General features: G+C 71.7%; 2 protein-coding genes and 1 pseudogene. All 3 read left to right on the top strand.

All coding sequences use genetic code 11. From position 1 onward, the window contains the following. The first annotated feature begins 39 nt into the window (after positions 1-39). The 3 genes and pseudogenes from FHS42_RS27960 (at position 40) to FHS42_RS38320 (ending at position 17,953) form a co-directional block, all read left to right on the top strand. On the top strand, positions 40-5,550 hold the full coding sequence (locus FHS42_RS27960) for a type I polyketide synthase (RefSeq protein ID WP_246495504.1): 5,511 nt from the start codon (positions 40-42) through the stop codon (positions 5,548-5,550). A gap of 57 nt (positions 5,551-5,607) precedes the next feature. Beyond that, positions 5,608-12,141 (top strand): annotated as a pseudogene (locus FHS42_RS27955) (type I polyketide synthase); the annotation flags it as partial. 25 nt (positions 12,142-12,166) lie between these two features. After that, positions 12,167-17,953: a type I polyketide synthase gene (locus FHS42_RS38320; RefSeq protein ID WP_184576775.1), complete on the top strand. Its 5,787-nt coding sequence runs from the start codon at positions 12,167-12,169 to the stop codon at positions 17,951-17,953. Positions 17,954-17,995: the final 42 nt, after the last annotated feature.

Below are 17,995 nucleotides of genomic sequence, written 5' to 3'. Positions count from 1 at the left end.
GACGCGGATATCACCTCGCGAGGGGAGACGCACAGCAGCATGCTGAACGACAATAAGGTCCTCGACACCCTCAAGCGACTGACTTCGGACTTGCGTAAGACCCGGCAGCGGCTGCGCGAGGTCGAGTACGGGATCAGCGAGCCGATCGCGATTGTGGGCATGGCGTGCCGGTTCCCCGGTGGGGTGGCCTCCCCGGAGGATCTGTGGCAGGTGGTCACGCAGGGGCGGGACGTCATTTCCCCGTTCCCGACCGACCGGGGCTGGGAGAAGAACCTGTACGACGCGGACCCGGCACGACACGGCACGGTCACCGTGCGCGAGGGCGGTTTTCTGCACGATGCGGCCACCTTCGACTCGGGATTCTTCGGGATGAGCTCCCGCGAGGCCATGGCGACGGACCCGCAGCAGCGGCTGCTCCTTGAGACCTCCTGGGAGGCGATCGAGCGGGCCGGCATCGATCCGATGGCGCTGCGTGGCACCCGTACCGGGGTGTTCGCGGGCGTCATCTACCAGGATTACGCGGCTCGTCTGCGGCGTGCGCCTGGCGAGTTCGAGGGCTATCTCGGCAACGGCAGTACCGGCAGCGTGGCGTCAGGGCGGGTGGCGTACGCGCTGGGCTTGCAGGGTCCGGCGATCAGCTTGGACACGGCCTGCTCGTCGTCGCTCGTCGCCCTGCACCAGGCGGCGCAGGCGCTGCGGGCCGGTGACTGCGCACTGGCGCTGGCCGGCGGAGTGACGGTGATGGCCTCGCCGATGGCGCTGATCGAGTTCAGTCGGCAACGCGGGCTTGCGGGTGACGCGCGCTGCAAGGCGTTCGCAGCCGGCGCGGACGGCACCGCGCTGGGCGAGGGTGTCGGCATGCTGCTACTGGAGCGGCTGTCGGACGCGCGGCGAAGCGGGCGCCGTATCCTCGCGGTGATCCGGGGCAGCGCCGTCAACCAGGACGGTGCCAGCAGCGGACTGACCGCGCCGAGCGGCCCCGCACAGCAGCGGGTGATTCGGCAGGCCCTGGACGGGGCGGGCCTGGTTCCCTCGGATGTGGACGCCGTCGAGGCGCACGGCACGGGCACCGCACTCGGTGACCCCATCGAGGCACAGGCCCTGCTGGCCACCTACGGCCAAGATCGCCCCGCGGATCGGCCGATGTGGCTGGGTTCGGTGAAGTCCAATATCGGCCATGCGCAGGCCGCCGCGGGCGTCGCCGGGGTGATCAAGACGGTCCTTGCGCTACGGCACGGGGTGCTGCCGCGCACCCTGCACGTCGATGCGCCCAACCCGCACGTGGACTGGTCCGCCGGTGCCGTCCAGTTGCTGACCGAGCAGCGAAAGTGGCCGGACACGGGCCGCCTGCGCCGGGCGGGGGTGTCCTCGTTCGGGGTCAGCGGCACCAATGCGCATGTGGTGCTTGAGCAGCCTTCCGAGACGGAATCGGCCTCCGGCACCGAAGAGACCGATGGGGCTGCTGGGGCCGATGGGGCTGATAGGGCCAGCAGCGTCAGCGAGTCCGGTGCGGCGCCTGTGGCTTCCAGCCGCGCCGCCGATGGAAGCCCGCTCACGCCCGCCCCGGACGGCGTCGCGTGGGTGCTCTCCGGTCGGGGTGAGCCAGCGCTACGAGCGCAGGCCGAGCGGCTGGCCGCGTATGTGGCGGGGCGTCCGGAGTTGACGGCGGTGGAGGTGGGCGCGGCGCTGGCCCGGACCCGCTCGGTGTTCGACCATCGGGCGGTGGTCCTCGGCGCCGACCGCGCCCAGTTGCTCGCGGGGGTACGGGCCCTCGCGGCGGACCGTGTCACGCCGGGGGTGGAGCGAGGGATCGTACGCTCCGACGCCCGTGCCGTGTTCGTCCTCGCGTGGCCCGCGCAGCGGCCCAACTCGCTCGACTGGGCCGCCGAGTTGGCCGCTTCATCGCCCGCGTTCGCCCACCGCCTCGCGGAATGTGACCAGGAGCTGAGCAGCTTCGCCAACTGGTCGGTGCGCGAGGTGCTGCGCAGCGGCTCTCATGCGCAGGCTGGGGCCGGGGACGCCACGGGCCGAGCGGTGCGGTGGGCTGTGCTGGTGTCACTGGCCGGCCTGTGGGAGGAGTACGGCGTACGGCCCGCTGCGGTGATCGATGAGGACGCGGCCGGCATCGCCGGGGCGTGCGTGGCGGGGGCGCTGTCGCTCAAGGAGGGCGCCCGCGCGGTGACCTCCGCTGTTGCGGAACCGGTCGATCCGACCGGCGCCCGGGTGCCCTTCTTGTCGACTTCGGCCGGTCTTGACGCCGCCGTGCGCGAGGCCCTGGGGCGTGGCCACACGGTGTTCGTGGAGGTCGGCGAGGGCCACACGGCCGCGCCGACGATCACCGCGCTCGCCGGCGATGCCGGGCGCCAGGTGCGCGTCATCGCCTCGCCCACCGGCGGTGACAGCGGCGCCGATGGCTTACTTGCTGCGCTCGCGCAACTGCACGTCCATGCCCTGACGGTGGACTGGTCGGCAGCGTTCCCCGCCACTGGGTCACCCGCCGTGGAACTGCCCACCTATGCCTTCCGCGGTCGGCGCTACTGGCTGGACGACGGCCCCGCCACCGCCGACACAGCTGCGGCCGGGCTGGCCCCTGCCGACCATCCGCTGCTCGACGCGGCCATCGAACTGCCGGACGCCGGCGGGCTGTTGTTCACCGGCCGACTGTCCACCCGCTCGCATCCCTGGCTCGCTGATCACCGGGTCCTTGACCGGGTGCTACTGCCCGGCACGGCGGTCGTTGAACTGGCGTGCTGGGCGGGCGCCCAGGCCGGGTGCGGCCACATCGAGGAACTGACGCTGTCCGCCCCGCTGGAGTTGCCTGAGCCGGACGCGGACCCGCTGGAGGGCAGCGCCATCCGGCTGTTCGTCGGCGCCCCGGATGCGACCGGCCGCCGCCGGCTGGAGCTCAGCGCCCGGCCGGCGGCCGACACCGACAGCCGTTGGACCCGGCACGCCGTGGGAACGCTGACGGCCACCGGTCCAGGCGTCACCACGGCCCATGGATCACTCACTGCAACCGACTGGCCGCCGCCCGGCGCCGAGCCGGTCGCGCTTGACGACTTCGCCGCGCGATCCGTGCGGCTCGGCATCGGCGCAGGCCCTGCCTTCAGCGGGCTGCGCGCCGTGTGGCGGCGCGGCGACGAGGTGTTCGCCGCGGCGGACCTGCCGTCCGAGCTCCAGTCGCAGGCCGGCCATTACGGGCTCCATCCGGCGCTCCTGGACGCCGCGCTGCGGGCCGCTGTCGCTGCCACGCCGCCAGACGCCGCGGAGCGGTTGGTTCCGTACGCGTGGCACGGCGTGTCGATGCCGGCGACCGGCGCCGACACCCTGCGCGTACGACTGGTGCGCACCGGCCCGCACGCGGTGAGTGTGGAGGCCACCGACGCGGCCGGTACGCCGGTCTTCTCCGCCACGAGTCTGCTGTCCCGGCCGCTGCCGGACAGTGGCCACGCGGACGGCCCGGGGCCGCTGTTGCGTACGCACTGGGTCCCGGCTGTAGTGGCGGGCCCGGCAGCGGACCCGGCGCGGGGCACGGCAGCGGGCACCGGGGCGGGCACCGTGGCGGTCCTTGGCTCAGGGGGCGCCGCGCCGCTCACCGCCGATGCGGCCTACCCCGATCTCGACGCGCTGGTCACCGCGGTGGCCGGGGGCGCGGTACTCCCCGCGGTGGTGCTGTGGCCCGTCCCGGCGAGGCCGCAGCAGGTGCCGGGGCAGGAACCCGTGTCGGTGCCGGACGCGGTACGCGCCACGACGAGCGAGCTGCTGGGTTTGGTACGGGCCTGGTTGGCCGAACCTCGTCTGGGGGCAGCCCGGTTGGTCGCGGTCACTCGCGGTGCCGTGGCCGCCGGGCCGCAGGTTGCCGACCCCGATCTGGTGGGTGCGGCGGTCCAGGGCCTGTTGCGTAGCGCGCGCTCGGAGCACCCCCGCAGGTTCGGCCTGCTTGACCTGAGCGGCGATGCGCCGACCGACTGGGCGCCAACCATCTCGCTGCTCGACACGGAGCCAGAGCTCGCGGTGCGTAACGGCCGGGCGCTGGTGCCCCGCCTGACGCCGGTCACCCGCGCGGTGGCTCCCGCCACCCCCGACTCCCCCGCGCTCCCAGGCTCCGCACGGCACGGCACGGTATTGATCACCGGCGGCACCGGCACCCTCGGCGGGCTGGTCGCGCGGCGGTTGGCCGCGGAGGGTGCCGAGCACCTGCTGCTGGTCGGCCGCCGTGGTGCGCAAGCGCCCTCGATGACCGAACTCGTCGCGGAGTTGACCGAGTTGGGGGCCTTGGTCACGGTCGCGGCCTGTGACGTTGCCGACCGGGAGGCGCTGGGCGGGTTGCTGCGCTCGGTGCCCGCCGAGCATCCGTTGACGGCCCTGGTGCACGCGGCCGGTGTCGTGGACGACGGTTTGGTGACGGCGCTGACGCCGGAGCGGCTCGCGGCGGTGCTGCGGCCGAAGGTGGACGCGGCCTGGAACCTACATGAGCTGACCAGGGGGTTGGGGCTGCGGGAGTTCGTGCTGTTCTCCTCCGCGTCCGGCACCTTCGGACCACCGGGCCAGGCCGGTTACGCGGCGGCCAACGCCTTCTTGGACGCGCTCGCCCGGCACCGGTGTGCGCAGGGCCTGCCGGGCCTGTCGCTGGCCTGGGGCCTGTGGGAGGAACGCAGCGCGCTGACGGGCGACCTGGATCGAACCGAGCTGAACCGGCTGGGCCGAGACGGAGTACGCGCACTCGCCACACCGGATGCGCTCAACCTTTTCACCACCGCCCGCGCGATGACCGGCGAGCCGGTGCTGATCCCGCTCCAGCTCGACTCCGCGCAGCTGCGGGCGCGCATCGAGCAGGACCAGGTGCCGGCCCTGCTCCGGGAGCTGGCCACACCGCCCGCACCCCCCACGGCACCGGCTGTGCCGACAGCGCCGGAACTGGCGACAGCCGCAGAACGGACCACGGGCCCGGCCACGGCAGTTGAACCGGTGCCAGCCAGGCCGACAACACCGGCCGGTGACGGGGCGGCACCGTCCGGGTGGCGGCTGCGGGCCATGGTGGAGCCGGAGCGGCGGCGGGCCGTGACCGACCTTGTCCGCAGGCATGCGGCGACGGTGCTCGGCGAAGCGACGGAGCACGGCATCGAACCGGATCTCGGCTTCGTGGACCTGGGCTTCGACTCCCTGTCCAGCCTCGAACTCCAGGGTCTGCTGCACGACGACACCGGTGTCGAGCTGCCCAGCACGCTGATCTTCGACTACCCCAACGCCACCGCACTGGCCAACCATCTCTGCGCCGAGTTGAACGGGGAGCAGCACACACAGATGGGCCCTGCTTTTACCGAACTGGATCGCCTGGAGACCTTCCTGACACCCTTCGCCGCCGACGACGATGCCAAGGCGGCGATCACCCTCCGGCTGCGGGACCTGCTGTCCCGCTGGACCGACGATCCGGACGGCGGCACCGAAAAACCCGATCTCGCATCGGCAAGCGACGACGAACTCTTCGCAGCTCTCGACCAGTTGCGTACCCCCGAACGCGGCACTCCGTCGAACCCCAACCGGCTTTAGGAGCAGGCTCACGTGTCACAGGAAGACAAGTTTCGCGAGCATCTGCGCTGGGCCACGGCCGAGCTCGCCGAGAGCCGGCGCCGGGTAGCTGAGCTGGAAGAAGCCGACCGCGAGCCTCTCGCCATCGTCGGGATGAGCTGCCGATTCCCCGGCGGTGTCGAAAGCCCGGCGGAACTGTGGCGGTTGGTGACCGCGGGCCAGGACGCCATCGGTGAGCCGCCCGCGGAACGCGGTTGGCACCTGGAGGACTTCTACGATCCCGACGCTGCGCGGCCCGGCACCTCGTACGTACGCGAGGGTGGCTTCCTGGATGGCGCCACCGGCTTCGACCCGGCCTTCTTCGACATCAGCCCGCGCGAGGCGCTGGCCATGGACCCCCAGCAGCGGCTACTCCTGGAAACGTCCTGGGAGGCCTTCGAGCGGGCGGGCATCGTCCCGGCGTCGCTGCGCGGCTCCCGGGTGGGCGTCTTCGCTGGGTTGATGTACCACGACTACGCCACACGCCTGGGCGAGGTAGAAGAGTCCGTCGCCGGGTTCCTCGGCAGCGGGAGTTCCGGCAGCGTCGCATCGGGCCGGATCGCCTATGTCCTCGGCCTGGAAGGCCCGGCCGTGACGCTGGACACGGCGTGCTCGTCGTCGCTGGTGGCCCTGCACCTGGCCGCGCAGGCCGTGCGGCGCGGTGACTGCGCCATGGCGCTGGCCGGAGGGGTCACCGTGATGGCCACGCCGACCACCTTCGTGGAGTTCAGCCGGCAGGGCGGGTTGGCCAGGGATGGCCGCTGCAAGTCGTTCGCGGCCTCGGCAGACGGCACGGCCTGGGGCGAGGGCGCGGGCATGCTGCTGATCGAGCGGCTTTCCGACGCTCGCCGCGAGGGCCACCCGGTGCTCGCCGTGCTGCGGGGTTCATCGGTCAACCAGGACGGCGCGAGCAGCGGTCTGTCCGCGCCCAACGGCCCCTCACAGCAGCGGGTCATCCAGCAGGCGCTGGCCGCGGCCGGGCTCTCCCCCGACCTGGTGGATGCCGTGGAAGCACACGGCACGGGCACCAAGCTCGGCGATCCCATCGAGGCGCAGGCCCTCCTGGCGACCTACGGCCAGGGCCGCCCCGCCGACCGGCCCCTATGGCTCGGCTCCCTCAAGTCCAACATCGGCCACACCCAGGCTGCGGCGGGCGTCGGCGGCGTCATCAAAATGGTGCTCGCCCTGCGGCACGGCATTCTCCCCAAGACGCTCCACGTCAACGAGCCAACTCCGCACGTGGACTGGAGCGCGGGCGCCGTTTCGCTACTCACCGAACAACGGGAGTGGCCGACAACGGGTCGGCCACGCCGGGCCGCCGTGTCGTCGTTCGGCGTCAGCGGCACCAACGCGCACGTCATCCTGGAGCAGGCACCGGACCTGGACCTGGACCCGGCATCGGAGGAGCAAGCTCCCGTACCGGAAGCGTGCCCGCCCTGGCAGGTGTCCGCACGCTCCGTCGAGGCGCTACGCGCCACTGCCGGACGCCTGCGGACCGCCGTGGAGGCACACCCGGAGTGGTCGGTGGCGGATATCGCGCGGTCGCTGGCGATCGGGCGCTCGGTGTTCGACCGGCGTGCCGTCGTGGTCGGCGCCGATCGTACGGAATTGCTCGCCGGCCTCGGTGCACTGGCCGATGGCCGCGAGACGGCGACCGTGGTGACCGGCCAGGGGAACCACTCGCAGCCGGTGTTCGTCTTCCCCGGCCAGGGCTCCCAATGGACCGGCATGGCTACCGGGCTCCTCGATACCTCCGCCGTATTTCGTGAAGCCATAGCCGAGTGTGAGAGCGCCCTCGCGCCGTACGTGGACTGGTCACTGACCGAAGCCCTGCGTAGTGAGCAACCACTAGAACGCGTAGACATCGTCCAACCCGCCCTGTTCGCGGTCATGGTCTCCCTCGCACGCTTGTGGCGCTCCCTAGGAGTCCACCCCACCGCCGTCATCGGCCACTCCCAGGGTGAAGTCGCCGCAGCCGTCACCGCCGGAGCCCTCACCCTCCACGACGGCGCCCGCATCACCGCACTCCGCAGCCAAGCCATCCACACCACCCTCACCGGCCACGGCACCATGGCCTCACTCGCACAAACCACACAACAAACCACCCAACTCCTCACACAGTGGCAAGACCGCCTCCACATCGCCGCCCACAACGGACCCCACACCACCGTCATCGCCGGCGAAACCACCGCAATCCAAGAACTCCTCACCCACTGCGAACAACACAACATCCGCGCACGACGCATCAACGTGGACTACGCATCGCATAGCCCCTACGTCGAAGCCATCCAGCAACAACTCGCCCAAGACCTCGCCGGCATCACCCCCACCGCCAGTGACATCCCCTTCTACTCCACCGTCACCGGCACCCAACTCGACACCACACAACTCACCGCCCACTACTGGTACACCAACCTCCGCCAACCCGTCCTCCTCACCAACGCCACCACCACCGCACTCAACAACCACCACACCACCTACATCGAAATCAGCCCCCACCCCATCCTCACCAACGCCCTCCAAGAAACCACCGAAGAAACACACCACCAAGCCACCATCACCGGCACCCTGCGCCGCGACGAAGGCAACTGGACCCAACTCCTCACCAACGCGGCCCACCTCGCCGTCCATGGCACTCCGGTGGACTGGACCGCGCTATATGGAGCTGGACCGCGGCGCCAGCTGGATCTGCCGACCTATCCCTTCCAGCGTCGCCACTACTGGCTTGACGTCTCGGAGGTGCCCGGTGATCTCCGTTCGGCTGGCTTGGACGCCGCCGGGCACCCGTTGCTTGGCGCGACGCTGCCGCTGGCTCGCGGCGCTGAGGTGGTTTTGACCGGCAGGCTTTCGGTGCGGTCGCAGCCGTGGCTCGCCGACCATGCCGTATGGGGCACGGTGCTGGTGCCGGGTGCGGCGCTGGTGGACCTGGCCGTCCGGGCGGGTGACCAGGTCGGATGTGACGTACTGGAGGAACTGACGCTGGCTGCTCCGCTGGTCCTGCCCGCTGGAGTGGCGGTCCGGTTGCAGCTCGCCGTGGGAGCTCCCGAAGGTGCGGAAGGTTCCGAGCGGCGGCCGTTGACGATCCATTCTCGGCCCGATGAGGCCGCCGCCGACTCGCCGTGGACCTGTCACGCGACCGGGTTTGTCGCTGCCGGCGCAGCGCGGCCTGACTGGGACTTGAAGGTGTGGCCGCCAGCGGGTGGCGAGGCAGTGGACCTGGACGGGTTCTATCCGCGGCTGGCCGAGAGCGGTCTCGGCTACGGGCCGGTGTTTCAGGGGTTGCAGGCATTGTGGCGGCGCGGCGGGGAGCTTTTCGCTGAGGTCCGGCTGCCCGAAGCTCAGCACGACGCGGCTCACGGGTTCGGCCTGCATCCGGCGCTTTTGGACGCGGCGCTGCACGCCGCGGCTGACCCCGCAGGCGCGGTGCGGCTGCCGTTCTCCTGGACTGGGGTGAAGTTGTACGCCACCGGCGCGACCGCGCTGCGGGTGCGGCTGGTGACCGATGGCCCGGGCGGTGTGGCCCTGGCGATGGCCGATGAGAGCGGCACGCCGGTGGCCGAGGTGAACTCGTTGGTGGGCCGGGCGGTGACCGCGGAGCAGTTGCAGGCGGCCAGCGCCGATGGTGGGCACACGCCACTGCGGGTGGAGTGGGTGGAGGCGGCGCTGCCGGACGGGCCTGTGGAGCCGGACTTCTCCTGGGCCCTGGTCGGCGCGGATGACCTCGGGCTTGGTACGCATACCGCTGCGGGTCCGCCGCTGGACACGTACGCCGAGTTGGCCGAGCTGACCGACCGCGGCGTTGCGGTGCCGGACATGGTGCTCGTCACGGGTGCGACCACGCGTCCGGCGGACGCCCAGCTCCCCGACACGGCCCGAGCGGCGCTGCACCGGGTTTTGGGGCTGGCTCAGACGTGGTTGGCGGATGAGCGGTGCGCGGGCCGGCTCGTGGTGGTCACGCGGGGGGCGGTGGCGGCGGGCGGCGGCGAGAGCGTACGGGACTTGGCTCACGCCCCGTTGTGGGGGTTGTTGCGCTCCGCGCAGACCGAGAATCCGGGCCGGTTCGTGCTGGTCGATCTCGATGAGCATGACGTGTCGAGGGCGGCGTTGGCTGGGGCGCTCGCCTCGGGAGAGCCGCAGTTCGCTGTGCGGGCGGGGCGGTTGCTGGTGCCCAGGTTGGTGCGGGCGTCCGCTGGGCAGGTGCTGGAGCCGCCGGCGGGCGAGGTGCCGTGGCGCCTGGACACCAGTGGCAAGGGCACCTTGGAGAATTTGGCGCTGCTGCCGCATCCCGATGCGTCCGCGCCGCTGGCGCCCGGACAGGTGCGGGTTTCGGTGCGCGCGGCGGGGATGAACTTCCGGGACGTGCTGCTGGGGCTTGGCATGGTGGACCAGGACGTCATGGGTGGTGAGGCGGCGGGCGTGGTGCTGGAGGTCGCCCCCGATGTGGCGGATCTGGCGCCCGGTGATCGGGTGATGGGCATGGTGCCTGGTTCCTTCGGCCCGGTCGCGGTCGTCGATCGCCGGCTGATCGTGCGGCTGCCCGAGGGCTGGACCTTCGCCGAGGGTGCCTCGGTGCCCATCGCGTTCCTTACCGCCTACTACGGTCTGGTGGACCTGGCGAATTTGGGCGAGGGCGAGTCCGTACTGATTCACGCGGCGACCGGTGGCGTGGGCCTGGCGGCGGTGCAGCTTGCCCGCCATGTGGGGGCCGAGGTGTTCGCCACGGCGAGCCCCGCGAAGTGGGGGACGCTGCGGGCGCTTGGCCTGCCGGCGGACCGGATCGCCTCCTCGCGGTCGCTGGACTTCGAGGAGCGGATACGTGTCGCCGCCGGCGGAGCGGGCGTGGACGTGGTGCTGAACTCGCTGGCCAATGCGTATGTGGACGCCTCGTTGCGGCTGCTGCGCGATGGCGGCCGGTTTGTGGAGATGGGCAAGACCGACATCCGCGACGCTGCCCAGGTCGCGGCGGCCCACCCGGGCACGGCGTATCTCTGGTTCGATCTGATCGAGGCGGGTTACGAGCGGATCGGCCGGATGATGGGTGCGTTGATGCCGCTGTTCGAGGGCGGTGTTCTCCAGCCGATCCCCACGTCCCAGTGGGATGTGCGGCGCGGCGTTGAGGCGTTCCGCTTCATGAGCCAGGCCCGGCACGTGGGCAAGGTGGTGCTCACCATGCCGCCTACGCCCGTGCGGGAAGGCACGGTGTTGATCACTGGTGGTACCGGCACCTTAGGCGCCCTCGTAGCACGCCACCTCATCACCCACCACGGCGTACGCCACCTCCTCCTCCTAGGACGCCGCGGACCACACGCACCCGGCGCCACCACACTCCACAACGAACTCACCCAACTCGGCGCCACCGTCACCATCACCGCCTGCGACACCTCCAACCTCAACCAACTCACCACCACCCTCAACACCATCCCCACCCAACACCCCCTCACCGGCATCATCCACACCGCCGGCACCCTCAACGACGCCCTCCTCACCAACCTCACCCCCCAACAAACCAACGACGTACTCCAACCCAAAATCAACACCGCCTGGCACCTCCACGAACTCACCAAGAATATGGACCTGGACCTGTTTGTCCTGTTCTCTTCCTCTGCTGCCGTTCTGGGCGGTCCCGGGCAGGGCAACTACGCGGCGGCGAACGCCTTTTTGGACGCGCTCGCCCTGCACCGGCGTAGCCAGGGCCTGCCGGGCGTCTCCGTGGCCTGGGGTCTGTGGGAGCGCGAGAGCGGGATGACGGGGCACCTGAGCGAGAGTGACCTGATGCGGCTGCGTCGGAGCGGGACGACTCCCCTGTGTGACGCTGACGGCCTCGAACTGTTCAGCGCCGCTCTGCAAGCGGATCACGCCGCGCTGGTCGCGATGGGATTCGATGCTGCCGTGGCCCGCGACGCGCTCGGCGCCCAGGACGTGCCCCCGCTGCTACGCCAGTTGGTGGCCACACCAGCACGGCGCGCGGTGGCCGCCTCCGGCGGCGGTGGCGAGGTAAGCGGCGCTGACGCCCTCATCCGCCGGCTGGCGGGGGTGCCGGAGGGCGAGCGTAGCCGGGTGCTGCTGGGGGTGGTGCGCGAGCAGACGGCCCTCGTCCTGAGCTATGCGTCGGGCGGAGAGGTAGGAACTCACCAGGCGTTCAAGCAGCTTGGGCTTGACTCGCTGACCGCGGTGGAGCTGCGTAACCGGCTCAACGCGGCCACCGGACTGCGACTACCCGCCACCTTGATCTTCGACCACCCCAATCCGGCAGCGCTGGCCGAGCACCTGCGTCAGGAGTTGAGTGAGGCCCTGGGGGACCCGGTCGGCGCGACGTCGAACGGGAGGCCGGAGGCTGGGGGCGAAGAAGCGGCGGACGCGGAGGTGCGTCGCATCCTGGCCACCGTCGCACCGGCCCGGCTACGCGAGGCCGGGCTGCTCGGCGCGCTGCTGGAACTCGCCACGACCGACCCCGCACTCCCACCGCAGGACACGGGCACGCACACCGGTGAGGACCCCGGCGACCTGGAGTCCATCGACGCCATGGATGCGGATGACCTCATCGGCCTGGCCTTCGGCAGCACTGACCTCTGATCGCGTTCGGACGGTGGAGAAAACGATGACCACACCCCAGACACCTACGTCACAAGAACGCGTACTAGAGGCGCTGCGGCACTCCGTGAAGGAGAACAAGCGCCTGGAGCAGCGGAACCGCCGACTGACCGAGGCACGGCACGAGCCGATCGCGATTGTCGGCATGGCCTGCCGCTTCCCCGGGGGCGTCAGCTCGCCCGAGGACTTTTGGCGGCTGCTGAGCGAGGACGGTGACGCCGTCACCGAGTTTCCCGCCGAACGCGGCTGGGACAGCGAGACGTTGTACGACCCCGACCCCGACCGGCCGGGCCACAGTTACGTACGACACGGCGCCTTCCTCCAGGACGCGGGCCGCTTCGATGCGGCGTTCTTCGGGATCAGCCCGCGTGAGGCGCTGGCCATGGACCCCCAGCAGCGGCTGCTCCTGGAGACCGCGTGGGAGACGTTCGAGCGGGCCGGCATCGACCCCGCCTCGGTGCGCGGCAGCAGGACCGGCGTATTCGTCGGCGTATCTCCGCTCGGTTACGGCGCGGGTCCGCAGGCCGCGTCGGAGGGGGCCGAGGGCTATCTGCTGACCGGGACCACCGTCAGCGTCGCCTCCGGGCGGCTGGCCTACACCTTCGGTCTTGAGGGCCCGGCGATGACGGTGGACACCGCGTGCTCCTCATCGCTGGTGGCCCTGCATCTGGCGAGCCAGGCGCTGCGGTCGGACGAGTGCTCGGCGGCGCTGGTGGGTGGGGCGGCCGTGATGGCGGCTCCGCATATGTTCGTCGAGTTCAGCCGCCAGCGCGGGTTGGCCCCTGACGGCCGCTGCAAGGCGTTCGCGAGCGCTGCCGATGGCACCTCGTGGGGCGAAGGCGTTGGTCTCTTGCTGGTCATGCGGCTCTCGGATGCCCGCAGCGCGGGGCACCGCGTGTTGGCGGTCGTCCGTGGTTCCGCGATCAACCAGGACGGGGCATCCAACGGACTCACCGCACCGAGCGGACCGGCCCAGCAGCGCGTCATCCGCCAAGCCCTGGCCGACGCACGACTGACCGGGGACCAGATCGACGCCGTAGAAGCGCACGGCACCGGCACCCGCCTCGGCGACCCCATCGAGGCCCAGGCCCTGCTGGCCACCTACGGCCAAGACCGGCCCGCCGAACGGCCGCTGTGGCTCGGTTCGGTGAAATCCAACATCGGGCACACCCAGCTCGCGGCGGGCGTCGCCGGAGTGATCAAGACGGTGCTTGCGATGGAGCATGGCGTACTGCCGCGCACCTTGCACGTGGACACCCCAGCCTCCCGGGTTGACTGGTCGCAGGGTGCGGTGGAATTGCTCACCGAGGCCCAGCCGTGGCCGGTGGCCGACCGGCCCCGCCGGGCCGCGGTGTCCTCCTTCGGCATCAGTGGTACCAACGCCCATGTGATCCTCGAACAGGCCGACCCCGCCGATGGCGAATCGCGGGCTGGCCGCGTCGCCGATGACAGCGACGCGGCCGACCTCGCCCCGGCCGGGTCGCCCGCGCCGGAATCTGGCACGGCCGTGGCCGCGGACCGCACCATGGCCCGCACCGCGGAGCTGGCCGGCGGCGCGGGGCTCTCACCGGTCGCAACACCCTGGCTGCTGTCCGGCGCCAGCGCCGAAGCGCTGCGCGCCCAGGCACGGCAGCTACGGGACGCCGTCGCCGGGCACCCCGCCTGGGACCCGGCCGCCGTCGCCTGGTCCCTGGCCACCACCCGGGCGGACCTCGGCCAGCGAGCCGCCATCATCGGCACCGACCGTACGGAGCTGCTCGCGGGCCTCGACGCACTCGCCGAAGGCACTCCCGCACCGGGCACAGCCGTGGGCGACGCCGCGCGGGGCGGCAGCCTCGCGTTCCTGTTCACCGGGCAGGGCTCCCAGCGCGCGGGCGCCGGCCGTGAGTTGCACCGAGCCTTTCCGGTCTTCGCCGATGCGCTGGACGGCATCTGTGCGCTGCTGACCGCGAAGACGGGCCTGCCGCTACGCGATGCGCTGCTCGCCGAGGAGGGCTCCGACGGGTACGCGGAGCAGACGCGGCTGCTGGGGCAGACCGCCTGGGCGCAGCCCGCGCTCTTCGCCCTCGAAGTGGCCCTGTTCCGGCTGGTCGAGTCCTGGGGGGTGCGTCCGGACTTTCTGCTCGGCCACTCGATCGGCGAGCTGGCCGCCGCGCACGTTGCCGGCGTGTACTCGCTTCAGGACGCGGTGACCGCGGTGGCCGCACGGGGCCGCCTGATGCAGGAGCTGCCGCCCGGCGGGCTGATGGTGGCCGTGGAGGCCACCGAGGAAGAGGTCGCGGCACTGCTCGCGAATGGCGCGGGAACGGCGGGCATCGCCGCCGTCAACGGCCCCACCTCGGTGGTGGTGTCCGGCGACGAGGACAGCGTGCGGGAGATCGCCGAGACGCTCCGCGCCCGGGGCCGTCGTACGAAGGCGCTCAGCGTCAGCCACGCCTTCCACTCGTCCCGGATGGACGGCATGCTGGAGACGTTTCGCGAGGTGTTGTCCTCGTTGACGTTGCACGAACCCACCCTGCCGATCATCTCCAATGTGACCGGCCTACCGGTCACCAGTGAGCAGATCCGCTCAACCGACTACTGGGTGCGGCATGCGCGGGAAGCCGTGCGCTTCCACGCCGGAATCCGCCATCTGGCGGGGCAGGGCGTGCGCACGTTCCTGGAACTTGGCCCCGACAGCGTGCTGTGCGCGATGGCCCGCGACGGCGCCGGTGACACGGTGGACGAGGCGACCGAAGAGATCGTCGCGGTGCCGTTGCTGCGCGGCGGCCACCCGGAACCGATGACCATACTGTCCGCTGTCGCCCAACTGCACGTACGCGGCGTTGAGTTGGACTGGCGGACCTGCCTGCGTGACCTGACCGGCGAACTGGGCCAGGCCATGCGGGTGCACCTGCCCACCTACCCCTTCCAGGGCGAGCGCTACTGGCTGACTCCGCAGGACGCCGCCACGGAGCCCGCCGATCTGGGCCTGGACACGGCCGGGCATCCGCTGCTGGGCGCCGCACTCGCCCCGGCCGACGGTGGCGGTCTCCTGCTGACCGGCAAGCTGTCGGCCCGCTCGCACCCCTGGCTCGCCGACCACGTCGTCCTGGACTCCGTGGTCGTACCCGGCACCGCCTACCTCGAACTAGCCCTGCACGCGGGCCGGTTGACGAACTGCGCCACGGTCGATGAGCTCGACCAGGAGAGCCCGCTGATCCTGACGGGAGACAACGCGGTCCGCATCCAGCTCAGCGTGGGGGCCGCCGGCGACGACGGGCGTCGGCCGATCGGCGTGTACTCCCGACCGGACGGCGACGACGCCCAACCCTGGACGCGGCACGCCAGCGGCCTCCTGGCCGGCGAGGCGCACCTGGGCGCCCCGGATGGAGCTTCGCAGTCTGCCCCGGAACTGGGCGGCGTGTGGCCGCCTGCGGGTGCCGTCCCGGTCAGCATCGACGACTTCTACCAAACGGTGGCCCTGGACGGCTTCACCTACGGGCCGTCCTTCCGGGGCCTGCGGGCCGTGTGGCACGCGGGCGACGACATCTACGGCGAGGTGGTGCTGCCCGAGCCCGACCGGGCGCAGGCCGCCCGCTACGGCGTGCACCCCGCCCTGCTCGACGCCGCGCTGCACGCGGGCCTGGTCGGCAACACCGGAGACCAGGTGCTGCTGCCCTTCGCCTGGAGCGGTGTACGGCTGCTGCGTACCGGCGCCGCCGTGCTGCGCGTACGCCTGCGCCCGGCCGGCCAGGACGCCATGTCGCTGCTGGTGAGCGACGAGTTCGGCGCGCCCGTCGCCTCGGTGGAGTCGTTGCGGGCCCGCCCGGTCTCGGTGGCGCAGCTACGGGCCGCGTCGCGGGCACCGGCCGGCGACGCGTTGTTCCGCGTCGAGTGGACCGAGGCCGGGCGCGGCAGCGCCGATGGCGACGGCGATTGGGCGCTCGTTGGGCCGCACGATCCGCTGGCGGGTTCCGCACCCGACCACACCGGCGCCGCCCTTGCCCTCTACCCAGACCTCACCGCTCTCGCTGCGGCGGTGGCCGGCGGCAGGCCCGTCCCCAGCACCGTCTTCCTGACCAGCCCGCACGCCGCCACGGGGGCCACCGGCCCCGCGGCGACGCGCGAAGCGCTGGAGTGGACCCGATCCGCGCTGGCGGCCTGGGCCGATGACCAGCGGTTCGCCGCCTCCCGGCTGGTCGTGCTGACCCACGACGCGGTAGCCACCGCACGGGAAGAGGACGTGCCGAACCTCGCCCAGGCGCCGCTGTGGGGCCTGGGCCGGGCGGCCCAGGCGGAACACCCGGAGCGCTTCGTACTCCTTGACCTCGGTGCGGGCGCCGACACCCTGTCCGCGCTACGCCAGGCCGCCGACTCCAAGGAACCGCAGCTCGCCGCACGGCCCGGCGGCCTGCTGGCACCCCGGCTGGTACGGGCCCGGCCCACCGCGGGGGCCCCGGCCACCGAGGCGCAGCCTCTGGGGGACCTGGGGGGCACGGTCCTCATCACCGGTGGCACCGGCGCGCTCGGCTCCCTCATCGCCCGGCATCTGGTCACCGAACACGGCGTGCGGCGTCTGTTGCTGCTCAGCCGCCGTGGCCCGCAGGCACCCGGGGCAGAGCAGCTAACCGCCGAACTCGCCGCACTCGGAGCGCAGGTCACCGCGCTGGCCTGTGATGTGTCGGACCGGCAGGCCCTGGCGGATGCGCTGTCCGGCATCCCCGCGGGGCATCCGCTGACCGCCGTCATCCACACCGCGGGAGTGGTGGACGATGGCGCGCTCGGCGCACTCACCGCGGAACGCGCCGACGCCGTACTCGGGCCGAAGGCTGACGCGGCCTGGCACCTGCATGAGCTCACCCAAGACATGGCTGTCGGCGCCTTCGTCCTGTTCTCCTCGGCAACGGCAACCCTCGGCGGCGCCGGGCAGGCGAACTACACCGCCGCGAACTCCTTCCTCGACGCGCTCGCCCACCACCGGGCCGCCCACGGCCTGCCGGGCCTCTCCCTAGCCTGGGGACTGTGGGAACACAGCGAGGGCATGGCGGGCGCGCTGGATGAGGCCGCCCAGCTCCGCATGCGACGCTCCGGCGTTCTGCCGTTGACGCCCCGCGACGGCCTGGCCCTCTTCGATACCGCTCTGGCCGGAGACGATCGAACGCTGCTGCCGGTCCGGCTGAACCTGGCCGCGCTGCGCGGCTCGGCGGCCGACGCACCGCCGCTGCTACACGCCCTGGTCGGCGGCCCGGCGGCTACCGACGCCAGGGGCGAGGAGGCACCGGCCGCAGCAGAACTACGCCAGCGGCTCACCGGATTGGCCGACGAGGAGCGCGAACGCGTCCTGCTCGACCTGGTACGCGGCGCAGTGGCCACCGTGCTCGGGCACTCGGACCCATCGGCGATCGCCGAGGAACGCGCGTTCAACGATCTCGGCTTCGACTCCCTGACCGCCGTCGAACTACGCAATCGGCTGGCCCGTACGTCCGGCCTGCGGCTATCGGCAACGCTGGTCTTCGACCACCCGACATCCCGATCCCTGGCCCACTACCTCGACGGCGCACTCCCCCGAGACGGCGCCCCCGACGCCGAGCCGGTACTGGCCGAACTAGACCGGCTCGAAGCCCTCCTGGCCAACGTCTCCCCCGACCACCCAGACCACCCGCGGATCAGCACCCGGCTCCGCGCCGTCATCGCGCGCTGGAGCGACCGGTCAACGACCGCCGACGCACAGGACAACGGTGGCGAGTTGAGCAGCGACGCGGCAGACGACGAAGTCTTCGACTTCATCACCAACGAACTCGGGATCTCCTGACCCCGCGCGGAACCGGCGTTCCGCACTGTCCTTTTGTCCTGT

Origin of the sequence: Streptomyces zagrosensis, from assembly GCF_014203645.1 — a bacterium.
Classification (GTDB): Bacteria; Actinomycetota; Actinomycetes; order Streptomycetales; family Streptomycetaceae; genus Streptomyces; species Streptomyces zagrosensis.
The sequence above is the reverse complement of the archived record's forward strand: the minus strand, read 5'-3'. Positions and strand labels throughout refer to the sequence as shown.

What these genes read in the sequence shown, in the direction of transcription:
- FHS42_RS27960 (WP_246495504.1), top strand. Translation starts at nt 40, where the DNA reads ATGCTGAACGACAATAAGGTCCTCGACACCCTCAAGCGACTGACTTCG.
- FHS42_RS38320 (WP_184576775.1), top strand. Translation starts at nt 12,167, where the DNA reads ATGACCACACCCCAGACACCTACGTCACAAGAACGCGTACTAGAGGCG.